We start from the raw sequence: 13,236 nt of genomic DNA on the forward strand, positions 1-13,236 counted from the left end.
CCTCTCCTACTCTCCCCTAAAATTCGCCTTGCGCTTTTCCACGAATGCCGCGGCCCCTTCCCGGAAATCCGCCGTTTTCGTCGTGTCGCCGAAGGCGCGGGCTTCCGTTCCATAGCCATGTTCGTTGGCGTAGTAGGCATTGATGGCCCGGATGCTTTCCCGGATGGCCAGCGGCCCCTTTGCCCCGATGGTCTGTAGAAGTTCCTCGGCCTTGGAGCGTGCCGTTTCCCGGTCGGGGAGAACGTAGTTGACGAGCCCGAGCCGGTGGGCCTCCGTCGCGTCAATGGGGTTACCGGTCAGGATGAGCTCGGTAGCTTTTCCCTTACCGATGTACTGATTTAGCCGCTGGGTGCCCCCGTAACCCGGGATGATGCCGAGATTGACTTCAGGTTGGCCGAAGCGGGCCTGCTGGGTCGCAACGCGCAGGTGGCAGGCCATGGCGAGTTCACAGCCGCCACCGAGGGCGTAGCCGTCGACCAGGGCAACTACGGGCCGGTGGAAGTTCTCGATGAGAAAGAAGATATCGTGACCGCGACGGGCCATCTTTTCACCGTCCCCCTGCTCGGCAATCCCCAGAAACTCCTTGATGTCCGCACCGGCTACGAAGGCGCGGTCTCCGGCTCCGGTGAGTATGATGCCGTGAAACTGGCCGTGCTGCCGGTAGTCGTCGGTAAAAAACCGTTCCAGCTCCCCGAGGGTGGCAGCGTTAAGGGCGTTGAGGGCTTTTGGTCGGTTGATGGTCAGGTAGAGGAGGCCATTTGCGTCCTCCACGAGTAGATTTTCGTAGCTCATGGGGTCAATATACCTCGCTTTCAATTCTCGACTTCCTCCCGCAATTCCTGCAGATAATTGTTCAGCCGTTCCATCGGTTTGACGATCGCCACCCGGCCCGACCGGACAAATTCGTAGATGCCGACTTGCCGCAGTTCCGTCAGTAAGGCTTCGGTTTCGTATTCGTGACCGGTCTTTTCGATGACCACGAATTCCGGTTCGATCAGCAGTACCCGGGCATTGTGACGCCGGATCATCATCTCCACTTCGTTTCCGTTGCTGAAGACCTCGATCGGCACCTTATAGAGCGCGATCTCCTGGTACACGATGTCCTTCTCTTCGTAATAAAAGGCCTTGAGGACATCGACCTGTTTATCAAGTTGGGCCACGAGCTTGATCACCATTTCCTCGGTCACGTCGACCACGATCGTGAACCGGTGAATGGATTCGTCGCTACTCGCGCTGGTCGTCAGGCTGTTGATGTTCAGGTTGCGGCGGTTGAAGATGCCGACCACCCGGGAGAGCAATCCGGTCTGATCCTCGGTGAATACGGTAATGGTGAAAGAGCGGGTCATACACACACAAATTTGGGGGCGGGAACGCAGGTGCCGTGTCGGTCGGATTATCAGAGATCTTCCGGACCAAGAATTACTTCACTGATGGCTTTTCCGCTGGGGACCATGGGGAACACGTTGTCTTCCTTGACCGTATGACAGTGCAGCAAATAGGGGCCTTCGTGGGCGAGCATCTCGGCGATTGCCGCGGGAACTTCGGCGGGGTCCCGTATCGTGCGCCCCGGCACTCCGAAGCCCCGGGCGATGGTCACGAAATCCGGGTTCTGCAACTCCACCGAGCTGTACCGCCGGCGGTGGAAGAGTTCTTGCCACTGACGCACCATGCCCAGGAAATTATTGTCGAGCAGCACGATCTTCACGCCGACGTTCCACTGGGCGCACAGACCGAGCTCCTGAATGGTCATCTGGAAGCCACCGTCTCCGATGAAGGCCACCACCTCCCGGGAAGGATCGGCGTACTTCGCTCCGAATGCCGCGGGGAGGCCGTAGCCCATCGTACCCGCGCCGCCGGAGCTGACCCACTGATCGTGCCCCTTATAGTCGTAATAGCGGGCGGCCATCATCTGGTGCTGTCCGACGTCGGTGGCCACGATGGCCTTTCCGTCCGTTTGATTACTGACCTCCCGAATTACCTGACCCATGCGGATTTGCCCGTCACTAGTGGGCGCTATGGCCTCCCGGATGACGCGCTGCTCCTCAATGCGGGCGCATTCGTCGAAGCGAGCTACCCACTCCGGATAGGATTTCCGGTCGACCATGGGCAGTAACAACTCCAGGACCTCCCGTGCATCACCCAATACCGGTGCCTCCGCCCTTACGTTCTTATTGATTTCAGCGGGGTCGACCTCGATGTGTACGACCTTGCTGTCCGGCAAGTACTTGGAGAGCAGTCCGGTTACCCGATCGTCAAACCGCATTCCGATGGCTACGATCACGTCCGATTCGTTCTGCAGCAGATTCGGGCCGTAATTGCCGTGCATGCCCAGCATGCCGGTGAACAGCGGGTGATCGTTGGGGATCGCGGACAGACCGTGGCAGGTAGCTCCTACCGGAATTCCGGTTTTCTCTACAAACTCGCGGAATATCGGTTGGGCGTGGGCAATATGGATGCCGTGACCCGCGAGGATCATGGGTCGCTCGGCGCCGTTGATCAGATCCGCCGCGGCCCGCAGCTGGGACCGCTTCGGTTTATTGTGGGGTACGTAGCTGCGAATGGCTAGTTCTTCGGGATAAAAGAAGTCGACCATGGCCAACTGGGTATCCTTGGTGATGTCAATGACTACCGGTCCCGGCCGTCCGCTGTTGGCGATGAAAAAGGCCTTTTTCATCACCCAACCGATCTCCTCCGGCTTCGTGATCTGGTAATTCCATTTCGTTACCGGGATAGTACTGTTGACCACATCCACCTCCTGGAAGGCGTCGCTTCCCAGTAAGAATCCCGGCACCTGGCCGGTGATGGCTACGATGGGCAGGGAATCTAGCTGAGCGTCGCACAGTCCGGTAATCAGATTCGTGGCACCCGGCCCCGAAGTGGCCATGCACACACCGGTTTTCCGCTTTATTCGCGCGTATCCCTCCGCGGCGTGAATGGCTCCCTGCTCGTGGCGGGGCAGAATGTGCGTGATCCGGTCCTCGTAATCGATGAGAGCATCGTACACGGGCATGATCGCGCCGCCGGGGTAACCGAAGATCGTATCCACGCCTTCATTCACCAGACACTGCAGGAGCGCGTGGGCACCTGACATGCGTACGGTAGCTGCATCGCCGTTGTGGGTTGCGGATAGCTTGCTGATGGAATGTGTCATAGCACGAGACGGTTTACGATTGATCTAGAGGTCCGTTACACAGCCCAGGGAGGCACTGCTGACGGAGCGGGCGTACTTTTTCAGTACACCGAAGGTGGCCTTTAGCGCGGGGGCCTTCCACCGGCCCCGGCGGGCCCGGAGCGTGGCTTCATCCACTTCTAAGTTAAGGACATTATTGTCGGCATCAATGTTGATGATATCGCCGTCCTCGACGAGTGCCAGGAGGCCACCAACCTGAGCTTCGGGGCTGATGTGACCCACTACGAAACCGTGGGTACCTCCGCTGAAGCGACCATCGGTAATGAGGGCGACCTTTTTTCCGAGCCCCTGTCCCATAATCTCGCTGGTCGGCTTCAGCATTTCCGGCATTCCAGGACCGCCCCGCGGACCGCAGTAGCGAATCACCACGACGTCGCCTTCCTTGATCTCCCGGTTGCGGATGGCCGTGTTGGCTTCCGGTTCGGAATCAAATACCCTGGCGGGCCCCATGAAGCGGGTGCCCTCCTTGCCGGTGATTTTCGCCACCGAGCCCTCGGCCGCCAGATTGCCGTAGAGGATCTGCAGGTGGCCGGTAGCCTTGATCGGTTGGTCGAAGGGGCGCACGATGTCCTGTCCCTCCCGTAGCCCCTCCACTTCGAGTAGGTTCTCGGCGATGGTCTTGCCAGTCACGGTCATGCAGTCCCCGTGTAGCATGCCGCGCAGCAATAGTTCCTTCATGACGGCCGGTACCCCGCCTACGTAGTAAAGGTCTTCCATTACGTACCGCCCACTGGGCTTCAGGTCCGCGAGGAAGGGGGTGCGGTCGCTGATGCGCTGGAAATCGTCGATGGTAATGTCTACCCCCGCGGTCCGGGCGATGGCCAGCAGGTGCAGCACGGCATTGGTGCTACCGCCGAGGACGGTCAACGTGACGATCGCGTTCTCGAAGGCCTCACGGGTCAGGATGTCAAGTGGTTTGATGTCCTGCCGGAGCAAATTGAGCATATACTCCCCCACCCTGGCGGTATCGGCCGCTTTATCGGGATGGTTAGCGGGGATGCTGCTGTTGTAGGGAAGGGCCATGCCCATCGCTTCGATGGCGGTGGCCATCGTGTTAGCCGTATACATCCCGCCGCAGGCTCCGGATCCCGGGCAGGCGTGGCGGACTACGTTGTGATGTTGCTCCTGCGAAAGTTGTCCGGCGCGGAACTGACCGAGGGTTTCGAAGGCGGAAACGATGTCGAGTTTTTCCTCTTCGTAACAGCCCGGGCTGATGGTGCCGCCGTACACCAGGATCGCCGGCCGGTTGAGCCGGCACAGTGCGATCATAGCACCGGGCATGTTCTTGTCGCAGCCGACCACCGTAACGACCGCGTCGTACCACTGCGCTCCGGCGACCGTCTCGATGCTGTCGGCGATCACGTCGCGGCTGGGTAGGCTGAAGCGCATACCGTCCGTACCCATGCTCATACCGTCGCTGACGCCGATCGTATGGTAGATCAGTCCCAGGAGTTCGCTTTCCTTATTGATGCCCTGTTTGACCTCTTCGGCGAGGCCATTCAGGTGCATGTTGCAGGGATTGCCTTCCCATCCCGTGGAGGCGATTCCTACTTGTGCCTTGTCCATATCGGCATCGGACAGACCGATGGCATAGAGCATGGCCTTCGCGGCGGGCTGTTCGGGATTACTGGTTACGTTGCGGCTGTACTGGTTCAGTGGTCGGATCATAGAAGTAGGTAAGTAAAAAAGCCGCCCCCGCAGGAGGAGACGGCCATTGGTACAAAATACCACAATCGGCGCGGGGCCTTCAAATCGGTATTTATAAGAATTACGACGGCAAGAATCGCCGGAACCGGCAAGGGTCAGTACCGCTTCTTGTCCAGGCGAAAAGTAGCCTGAACGCCGATCTGCACGGTCGTCAGGCGGCCGTTGACGCCTTCCGCGACATCACCGCTTTCGTCCACCGACCCGGTATCCGTAAAGTCGGCGAGCGTGTGGCGGACCGAGACTAAGGGAGTCAGGGTCAGCAGGTTACTCACCCCGAAGTCGATACCGATACCAGCGCCCACGTTCGGTACGATTTTGTTCTGTACGGCCGTGTTCTCCCCCTCCGCCCGGTGATGGTTGGCTAGTCCGGGAGATACCTGAATGAAGAGTCCTTTCTGTAGCTGCGGTCCTTGCTTACCGAAGGTCGGACAATCACAATCGGTCCCGAAGTCGAAGGGATAGACGTTCGTTTTGAACTGAAATCCGTATTCCGACCAGGGCGTTTCTCCCCCCGTGGAAGCGTAATACACGGTCGGTAAAAACTCCACCCGCTTCTTCGGGAGTCGGAACCAGTAATTCAGGGCGATCTCCGCTCCGTCTCCGTATTCCAGATCTAAAACGCTCCCCCCCGCCCGGGTATACGCGTCGTTGAAGTTGCGGAAACCGGTCACGCCGATTTGGGCGGAAGCGGTAGCCGCCACGACGGATAGTAGGAGGGAAAGTACGAGCGTGCGCATGGGGAAATATTGTGATGCGTGAAACGGATTCACCCGGTCGGCAAGTACCTAACCGCTCAGCTCGTTGGTAGTTTTCGTTGCTCCCGCGTCCCCGCCCGAATGACCCGATGCGGGCGCCTTAACGGGAGTTAACAAACTTCGCGTGCCTAAAGGGGGTTAACTTTGGTGTAATCAACTCTACCCATCCCCTTGCTTCCCCTCCTCATTTTCAGCGTTTTAACCGGACGCATCGATAGTTTGCCGCCCGATGGTCCCTACCTGACCTACGAGGATTCCGTGGTCGTAGCCCGCTGGGTGGACACGGAGGATCGCACTGAAGGCTCGATCGTCTTTCGCCCCGAAAACTTCGATCAGCTTCCGGACTTTGCGTCCTTTCGCCCCGAAATGGTGGATCCGGACCGCGATTTTTCCCGGCAGACCGACATCCGATTCGAGAACGTGAAACGGGTAGCGGCGCTGAGTGATATTCACGGACAGTTTGACACCGGCATACAGTTGCTCGCCGCCAACGGCATCATCGACGCGCAGCAGCGCTGGAGTTTTGGAGATGGCCACCTGGTGATCGTAGGGGATATCTTCGACCGGGGGGACCAAGTGACCGAACTGCTCTGGCTCATCCACAACCTGGAGATCGAGGCCGAGCAGGTCGGCGGAAGGGTCCACTTTCTTCTCGGCAATCACGAAACCATGACGCTGGAGGGAGACGAACGCTATCTGAACGAAAAGTATCGGGTAACCAGCGGTATGACGGGCAAATTCTACCGTGAACTGTACGGCCCGAACGCCTATCTGGGGCGCTGGCTGCGGAGTCTACCCCTCGCCGTGGAAATCAACGGAACGGTCTACATCCACGGAGGCCTAAGCCGGGCAATGGTCCGGGAAGTGAGCAGTATCGACCGGCTGAACGAACTCTATCATGAGTACCTCATCGATTCCGACGATTTGCGGGAGACCATCCACAACAACTCCCGTCTTGATCTAATGTACGGCCGCCAGGGGCCCCTCTGGTACCGGGGATACTTCAGCCGTAACAGTTTCGGGATCAAAGACCTCAACTACGTTCTCAAGAAGATCGGCGCCCAGCGCATCGTCGTGGGGCATACGAGTTTCACCGCCGTTCAGGGATTTTACGACAACCGCGTGATAGCCGTGGATTCCAGCATCAAATTTGGCGGAGTCGGGGAGATCCTGATTATGGAGAATAATGATTATTTTAGGGGGACTATCTCCGGGGAAAAAATCCCGCTGGAGTCCTCATCCACGAAGTAATGCGTTACCTGCTTTGCTGGCTCATCTTTGGTTCCCTGGTCGCGGGGGCCCAACCCTCGCTCTTCGACGAGCTGTGGGCCGGCGGGGATACGGTTACTATTGAGTTGGAAACGGACTGGAAGAAGCTCCTTCGCCACAAGAAGGATAAGGTCTACCAACCTACCACCCTGCGGGTCGGGGGGCACGCGCTGGCCGGGCGCGTTCGCAGTCGGGGCCACATTCGCCTGGAGGTATGTCGCTATCCCTCACTAAAGATTAAGCTGGATAAAACACCGCTCGGGCAACTGGGCTACTCGGACCTGAACGACCTGAAACTCGTGCTGCAGTGTTCGAACCGTACCATCGCGGATGGCTACCTCCGCCGGGAGAAGCTAATCTACGATCTGCACGCGCTCGTCAGCGATTATTACCACCGTACGGTGCCCATCCGACTGCTCGCGGGGAAGATGGAAATAGCCGGTTTCCTGATTGAGTCGGAAGAGCAACTAGCGGCCCGCTACAACGCCACCATCGTAAACTCCGATCAGGTGAGTACCCGGGGCCTGGAGCGCGGTGCCTACCTCAACATGTGCCTGTTCAACTACCTGGTCTTGAATACGGACTGGAATGTATTCAACCTGCATAACGTAGAATGCCTGAGCCTCAACGGCAGCCGCGATCTGATTCCGATCCCCTACGATTTCGACTACAGCGGCGTGGTATCGACCACCTACGCCGTGCCCCACGACGGCCATAATTTGCGGTCCGTTCACCAACCCAAGTGGCTGGGACGCCACGTCACGGAAGAAGAACTGAGCGCGGCGCTCATTCATTACCGACACCGGAAGCAAGCACTCATCGACAAGGTCAGTACGTGTCCGGGCCTTCATCCCTCCCACCGGGAAAGAATACTCGACCGGATCGAGGACTTTTACGACGCCATGAACGACCCCAAGGCCCTGCGTTCGTTCGTCGTTAGGGAGTGACCTTATTGTTGAAAGGCGTATTCGATCAAATTGGCTCCCATCTGCAGGGCTGCCGCCCGCACCTCCGGCGGGTCGTTATGCACCGGCTCGTCTTCCCAACCGTCGCCCAGATCCGAGGAATACGAATAGAAACAAACCAGGCGCCCTTCCCAGATGAGGCCGAAACCCTGCGCCGGCTCCCCGTCGTGCTCGTGAATTTTGGGCACACCACCGTTAAATCTGTACGTCTGGTGGTACACGGGATGATCGAAGGGCAGCTCTACGAATTTCAGCTCCGGAAACACCCGTTCCATGGCTACCCGGACGTAAGAGTCCATCCCGTAGTTATCGTCGATGTGCAGAAAACCACCCCCGATGAGATAGTTGCGCAAGTTTTCCGCCTCCGCCGCGGAGAACACGACGTTACCGTGCCCGGTCATGTGGACCCAGGGGTAATTAAATAATTCGGCGCTGCCGACGTCGACGGTCCCGTAGTCTACTTCGAAATCCGTCCCCAGCGCCTGATTGCAGAACCGGGCCAGGTTAGGCAAGGCGGTGGGATTCGCGTACCAGTCTCCCCCGCCGTTGTACTTCAGGAGTGCCAGTTGTAAGCGGGCGGTGCCGGGGGGAGTCACCGAAGTAAGAAGCAAAAGGACGGGAACAAGGGCCAGAAGTTTTCGCATACCTGTTTAACGTTCTTGGGGGCCACCCGGATTACTGAGCGCCTGCCAATTGACCATCTCCACGGCGTGAACCGCGGCGATGGCGGCCGTCTCCGTGCGCAAACGATGGGGTCCCAGACTGGCGAACGTCCAGCCGTGATCGCGGGCCATATCCGCCTCCGCCGGACTAAAGCCACCTTCGGGACCAATGGCTACCTCTACGTTCGTACCGGGTAAAATCATTTGATGTAGCAATCGACTGCCCTGTTCTCCCAGGTAGGCCAGGTACTTCCGCGACGGGCTTTTCGTTTGCATCGCTTCTACAAAGGACACGGGTTCGGGAAGCTGCGGCAGCCAGGCTTTAAGGCTCTGCTTCATGGCGGACTCGATCACCCGCTGCAGCCGATCGGTCCGCAGCCGGGTACGCTGGGAATGCTCGGTAAAGATTGGCTGGATACGGTCGACACCCAGTTCGGTGGCCTTTTCCAGAATCCACTCGAAGCGGTCGATATTTTTTGGGGGGGCTACGAGTAGGGTCAGCGCGTGACTGCTGCGCTGGTCTTCCCGACGGACGAGTTGCACGTCGAGCGTACAGTGTCGTTTAGAAATATCCAAGATCAGACCGCTATACCACCCGCCCCGCCCGTCGACCAGGTCAATCGTGTCTCCCTCTCGACGACGCAAAACGCGCGCGGCGTGGATTGCTTCCGTTTCACGTAAAGCATGACGGCCGGGCGTCACATCCGGATCGAAAAATAACTGCAAAGCCCTTTAGTTGACCGCTACTACGCCGTTGATCTGGGGTAGTCGGTTCTTCAGCGTCTGTTCGACGCCCGCCTTCATGGTCATGGCGGTCATCGAGCAACCGTTGCACGCACCCAACCACTTGATCTCCACGATCTGATCGTCGCTTACGTTCAGCACTTCGATATTGCCCCCGTCGATGGCGAGGTGAGGTCGGACCTCATCGAGCGCCGAATCCACACGGGTAATCAGATCTTGTCTTTCCTCGAGGGTCATGCGGGGTGGTTTGGGAACAAATGTAAACAATGTCAGGGTAGGTTATGGTTGAGCGGCCCGTCCGCGGCAAACGTGCACGCGGGGAATACGTAGGCTGTTTCAGGTGGATTGTCGATGCAATTACCCTGATCATCGGGACTAGCCATGCATGTGCCCGCTTTTTCCGAACTTAAAGCACAACTTACCCCACACACCAACTAAGCACCATGCCCTTTCGCCTATCCGCCTGCATCCTTTTCCTCAGTATCTATGTCGCCACTCCCCTGGCGGGGCAGATCTCCAGCGGTACGATCGATTACCTGGAACACCGGGATTTCCCCCTCTGGGAGGGCATGTCCATCGAACAAAAGAAACGAATGGAGCGCATGAAAGAGGAAGGGGCATTCGACCAGTCCGGTAGACTCACCTTTACTTCGGACGCCTTCAGCTACCAGCAGTTACCGAAACAGGAGGACCCCCGTGGGCGCCGCGGCTGGTGGGGCGGGGATACGGAGAACCCCGACGTGTATTACACCTCGGTGGCGGACAGCCTCGTCACCGATCAGCGCCGCATCATGGACCGCACCTTTATCCTGGAAGATAAGTGGCTGGTCCCGGACTGGGAAATTCCGGCCAACCAGCAGGTGAACATGGCCTATACCCTCCCCAGCAAGGTGGCCTTCGCGGTCTCCGCCGAGGGGGATACCCTGACCGCTTATTTCAGCGAAACCATTCCCCTGGGCATCGGCCCCCGGGGATACGGAGGACTACCCGGTGCCATCGTCTACCTGAAAGTGGAAAACGAAGGCGCTTACACGGAATACACCATGACCACCATGCAACCTAATCCGGCCGAGCTGACGCTCAGCAAACCCACGGAGGGAGACCGGATGACCCGGGAGAAATTCGAAAAGGTTGCCGCTAAACGCCGGGAGGTGATGGAGCGACGACGCCGGGGCTGGGAACGCAACTATTGATCCGCACCATTATGAGACACACCTTTATCCTATTATTTGGCCTCTTCTCCCTCGCCGCCTACGGCCAGAGTGAAATCAGCGCCACCGTAGTCGACACTACGGGGACCACCTTACCCGGGGCGAACGCCATTCTGTTGCGTACCTCCGATACGCTGCTGACGTCCTTCGGCACCACGGACAACAAGGGAGAATTCCTAATGAAGAACGTCCCGCCCGGGGAATACCTCCTGCGGGTATCTTTCCTCGGCTACGAACGGCCGGACCAGCCGATCACGGTAGCGGCCTCCGACCAGTATCTCGGACTGGGCCAGATCACTCTTTACCCGGCGGGGTTCCTCCTGAACGACATCGAGGTGACGGCCGATCGCATCCCCATCCGCATGAAGGGGGATACCATGCTCTACGACGCCGAGGCCTTTGCGCTGGGGGACAACGCGAAGGTGGAAGATCTCCTGCGCCGGCTGCCGGGCATGAGCATCGACGCGAACGGACAAATTACCTGGCGCGGCAAGGTTGTGCAGGAAGTCATGATCAATGGTAAACCCTTCTTCGCGGGCAACGCTACCCTGGTCACCCAGAATCTCGATGCGAAAGCGCTGAAGAACGTGGAGGTCTTTGACCAGAAGTCGGACAGCGAGGAGATCACCGGAGTGGACGACGGAGAGGAGAATACCACGGTCAACCTGGAAATGAAGGATGAATTCAAGGCGAAGCTGTTCGGCGAAGTCTACGCCGGCGGGGGCCATGCGGCGGGGGCGGACGATCCCCGCTACGACGCCGGCGGTAAAGTGTTCCGGATCAGCGACGCCACTCAAATCGGTATCCTCGGTACGATCAACAACGTCAACCGGGTAGGTTTCACCGGCGACGAGCTCATGAGCTTTAACCAGAGTTCGGGCCGGGGGGGATTCTTCAGTACCGGTTATGGTGGGCTTCCGTACTTCGACGGAGGGCAGGCGCCGGGGCAAAATCGCAGCCTGGCTACGGGCATAAACTTCGGCAAGTCCATCGGCCAACACGGTCAGCTCACCATGGACTATACCCTCTTCGAACGTGATCAAACGCAGATCGTAACGGAGCGGCAGGCCTTTACCCGCGCGAATAACGAACGTACCATCCTCTCCAACCAGACGGATGCTACCTCCCGCTTCAGCCACGGGATGTCGGTCGAATACGAACAAGAGATTGACACCACCTCCCGGCTTCGCTTCTACGGACGCGGGTACATCATGGGCTCCGACAGCCGCGCCCTGGCCCGCACGCAGGTCCTTACCGAAGGACAGGAGAACCAGTATACGGTACAGGATATTTCCGACAATCAGAATCCGGGGGGCACTGTACATCTAAGCTACAACCGCCGCCTCGCGGGCAAGCGCGGGCGGAATTTCGGCATCAGTGCCGGAGGCGGTTACCGGGCCGACCAGACCGACCTCCAGGTGCTCGTGGCCGGACTCCAAGAAGACGGTGGCACCGGACTACCGGTAACCGGGAGCCTGCAGAACGGACTGCAAACTCAGGATCGGCGGACCAATTCCCTGGAGTACAACGGGGAAATACGGTACGATGAGCCCCTGACCGACAAGCTCGTGCTGGAAACCGAAGCCGGCTACAACTTCGACCAGGATGAGGGCAATTATCGCTTTCAACTGGAGGAAACCGACATCACCAACCTGCTCACCCGGGAATGGACGCAAACACGCGTCGGTACGGATCTTTCCTACCGATTCGGCGATCGCAACAACCTCCAGGTCGGGGCCAGGCTCCAGCGCAATCAGCTGCAAGTAGGTGGCGATACTAGCCGCAGCTCCGGCTATACCTACTTGCTCCCTAATTTCAGTCTCCGGATGCGATCCGGTAAGGCCTTTTACCGCCTGAATTACCGGACGAACGTCCAGGCCCCGAGCGTCAGCCAGCTACAAACAATCGCCCGCCCCTCGGTGACCGGGCGCGTATCCATCGGCAACCCCGACCTCGATCCGGCCACCACTCACCAACTCAGTGGAAATGCCTGGTTCAACGACCAGTTTCGGGCCATCAGTCTGAACGCTTACGTGAGCACGCAGTACACCGACAATGCCTTCGGCAACAGCCTGACCTTCACCCCGGGACAGCAAATCTACCAGACGGTAAACGTCAGCCATACCTGGGGCTCCACCATCTACGCCGGCTCTACCATCGGCATGGCCTTCATGAAGGGCGAATTGCGCACCAATCTGCAGAGTAACCGCAGTATCGGACAGGGCTTCGTGGACGGCGTGGCCCGCACCAACACCTCCGCGAATACGAGCGGTACCGTGGACCTCACGACCGAGTTTAACGAAAAGTCCTTTTTGAAGGCGGGCTATACCTACTCCCGCAACGTCAACAGCTTCGACGATGATGAGAGCGTAGACATCGTGACCATTACCCACGACCTCGTCACCCAGTTCGAACTAGAGGTCAGCGATTCCTGGCGTTTCGAAAGCCGGTTCCTGTACCGCATCTTCGAGGCTGCCTCCTTTGCCGGGGCCACCAACATTCCCGACCTGCAGGCAAGCGTGGAGATCCGGCCCTTCAAAAAGTCCGGCCACTACTTCCGCATGTCCGGCCGCGATCTGCTCAACCAGAATACCGTAATTAATCGCCAGGCTCAGGCATTCGTAACTTCCGAAACCATCAGCGATGGGCTCGGACGCTATGTCCTGGCTACCTTTCACTATCAATTATAGAAAAACCTTCCGGAAGGCTTGCAGGACCAAAAACGGTGTACGT

The 13,236-nt window shown here is 58.5% G+C and carries 12 protein-coding genes; 4 read left to right on the forward strand and 8 right to left on the reverse strand.

The window, feature by feature from the left end; translation table 11 throughout:
- Nucleotides 1-6: 6 nt before the first annotated feature.
- From NMA52_RS05685 to NMA52_RS05705, 5 genes are all read right to left on the reverse strand, one after another.
- On the reverse strand, nt 7-792 hold the full coding sequence (locus NMA52_RS05685; RefSeq protein ID WP_254826684.1) for an enoyl-CoA hydratase/isomerase family protein: 786 nt from the start codon (nt 790-792) through the stop codon (nt 7-9).
- A 20-nt stretch (nt 793-812) separates the two neighbouring features.
- Nucleotides 813-1,346, reverse strand: a complete 534-nt coding sequence (gene ilvN, locus NMA52_RS05690) for an acetolactate synthase small subunit (RefSeq protein WP_254826685.1) — start codon at nt 1,344-1,346, stop codon at nt 813-815.
- A 50-nt stretch (nt 1,347-1,396) separates the two neighbouring features.
- Nucleotides 1,397-3,151, reverse strand: coding sequence for a biosynthetic-type acetolactate synthase large subunit (ilvB, locus tag NMA52_RS05695; protein WP_254826686.1), 1,755 nt, complete (start codon nt 3,149-3,151; stop codon nt 1,397-1,399).
- 24 nt (nt 3,152-3,175) lie between these two features.
- The gene (ilvD, locus tag NMA52_RS05700; RefSeq protein WP_254826687.1) at nt 3,176-4,858 is read right to left on the reverse strand and encodes a dihydroxy-acid dehydratase; all 1,683 of its coding nucleotides are present in this window, start codon (nt 4,856-4,858) and stop codon (nt 3,176-3,178) included.
- Nucleotides 4,859-4,992: 134 nt separating this feature from the next.
- On the reverse strand, nt 4,993-5,634 hold the full coding sequence (locus NMA52_RS05705; RefSeq protein ID WP_254826688.1) for a hypothetical protein: 642 nt from the start codon (nt 5,632-5,634) through the stop codon (nt 4,993-4,995).
- 189 nt (nt 5,635-5,823) lie between these two features.
- Here NMA52_RS05705 and NMA52_RS05710 point away from each other — a divergent pair, with 189 nt between their 5' ends.
- On the forward strand, nt 5,824-6,903 hold the full coding sequence (locus tag NMA52_RS05710; RefSeq protein ID WP_254826689.1) for a metallophosphoesterase: 1,080 nt from the start codon (nt 5,824-5,826) through the stop codon (nt 6,901-6,903).
- Entirely contained in the window at nt 6,903-7,868 is a 966-nt protein-coding gene (locus NMA52_RS05715) for a hypothetical protein (RefSeq protein WP_254826690.1), read from the forward strand. Before NMA52_RS05710 ends, NMA52_RS05715 begins: the two co-directional genes overlap by 1 nt.
- Nucleotides 7,869-7,870: 2 nt before the next feature.
- Here NMA52_RS05715 and NMA52_RS05720 read toward each other — a convergent pair whose 3' ends face one another.
- The 3 genes from NMA52_RS05720 to NMA52_RS05730 are packed head-to-tail and all read right to left on the reverse strand — an operon-like array spanning nt 7,871 to nt 9,529.
- Nucleotides 7,871-8,530 carry a DUF4159 domain-containing protein gene (locus NMA52_RS05720; protein WP_254826691.1) on the reverse strand — a complete coding sequence of 220 codons (660 nt, stop codon included), beginning with the start codon at nt 8,528-8,530 and terminating at the stop codon, nt 7,871-7,873.
- Between the two features lie 6 nt (nt 8,531-8,536).
- Nucleotides 8,537-9,274: a 16S rRNA (uracil(1498)-N(3))-methyltransferase gene (locus tag NMA52_RS05725; protein WP_254826692.1), complete on the reverse strand. Its 738-nt coding sequence runs from the start codon at nt 9,272-9,274 to the stop codon at nt 8,537-8,539.
- Between the two features lie 6 nt (nt 9,275-9,280).
- Entirely contained in the window at nt 9,281-9,529 is a 249-nt protein-coding gene (locus tag NMA52_RS05730; RefSeq protein WP_254826693.1) for a NifU family protein, read from the reverse strand.
- A 206-nt stretch (nt 9,530-9,735) separates the two neighbouring features.
- On the opposite strand from NMA52_RS05730, the gene NMA52_RS05735 reads away from it, so the two are divergent.
- Both NMA52_RS05735 and NMA52_RS05740 read left to right on the forward strand, forming a co-directional pair.
- Nucleotides 9,736-10,485, forward strand: a complete 750-nt coding sequence (locus tag NMA52_RS05735) for a GLPGLI family protein (protein WP_254826694.1) — start codon at nt 9,736-9,738, stop codon at nt 10,483-10,485.
- 11 nt (nt 10,486-10,496) lie between these two features.
- Entirely contained in the window at nt 10,497-13,193 is a 2,697-nt protein-coding gene (locus NMA52_RS05740; RefSeq protein ID WP_254826695.1) for a TonB-dependent receptor, read from the forward strand.
- Nucleotides 13,194-13,236 lie beyond the last annotated feature (43 nt).

The sequence above is a fragment of the Lewinella sp. JB7 genome (assembly GCF_024297185.1).
GTDB lineage: Bacteria > Bacteroidota > Bacteroidia > Chitinophagales > Saprospiraceae > Neolewinella.

Excerpts from the sequence above, each read along its gene's own strand:
- ilvD (WP_254826687.1), bottom strand. The coding sequence starts at position 4,858 with ATGATCCGACCACTGAACCAGTACAGCCGCAACGTAACCAGTAATCCC.
- NMA52_RS05715 (WP_254826690.1), top strand. The coding sequence starts at position 6,903 with ATGCGTTACCTGCTTTGCTGGCTCATCTTTGGTTCCCTGGTCGCGGGG.
- NMA52_RS05720 (WP_254826691.1), bottom strand. The coding sequence starts at position 8,530 with ATGCGAAAACTTCTGGCCCTTGTTCCCGTCCTTTTGCTTCTTACTTCG.
- ilvB (WP_254826686.1), bottom strand. The coding sequence starts at position 3,151 with ATGACACATTCCATCAGCAAGCTATCCGCAACCCACAACGGCGATGCA.
- NMA52_RS05685 (WP_254826684.1), bottom strand. The coding sequence starts at position 792 with ATGAGCTACGAAAATCTACTCGTGGAGGACGCAAATGGCCTCCTCTAC.
- NMA52_RS05735 (WP_254826694.1), top strand. The coding sequence starts at position 9,736 with ATGCCCTTTCGCCTATCCGCCTGCATCCTTTTCCTCAGTATCTATGTC.
- NMA52_RS05730 (WP_254826693.1), bottom strand. The coding sequence starts at position 9,529 with ATGACCCTCGAGGAAAGACAAGATCTGATTACCCGTGTGGATTCGGCG.
- NMA52_RS05705 (WP_254826688.1), bottom strand. The coding sequence starts at position 5,634 with ATGCGCACGCTCGTACTTTCCCTCCTACTATCCGTCGTGGCGGCTACC.
- NMA52_RS05740 (WP_254826695.1), top strand. The coding sequence starts at position 10,497 with ATGAGACACACCTTTATCCTATTATTTGGCCTCTTCTCCCTCGCCGCC.
- ilvN (WP_254826685.1), bottom strand. The coding sequence starts at position 1,346 with ATGACCCGCTCTTTCACCATTACCGTATTCACCGAGGATCAGACCGGA.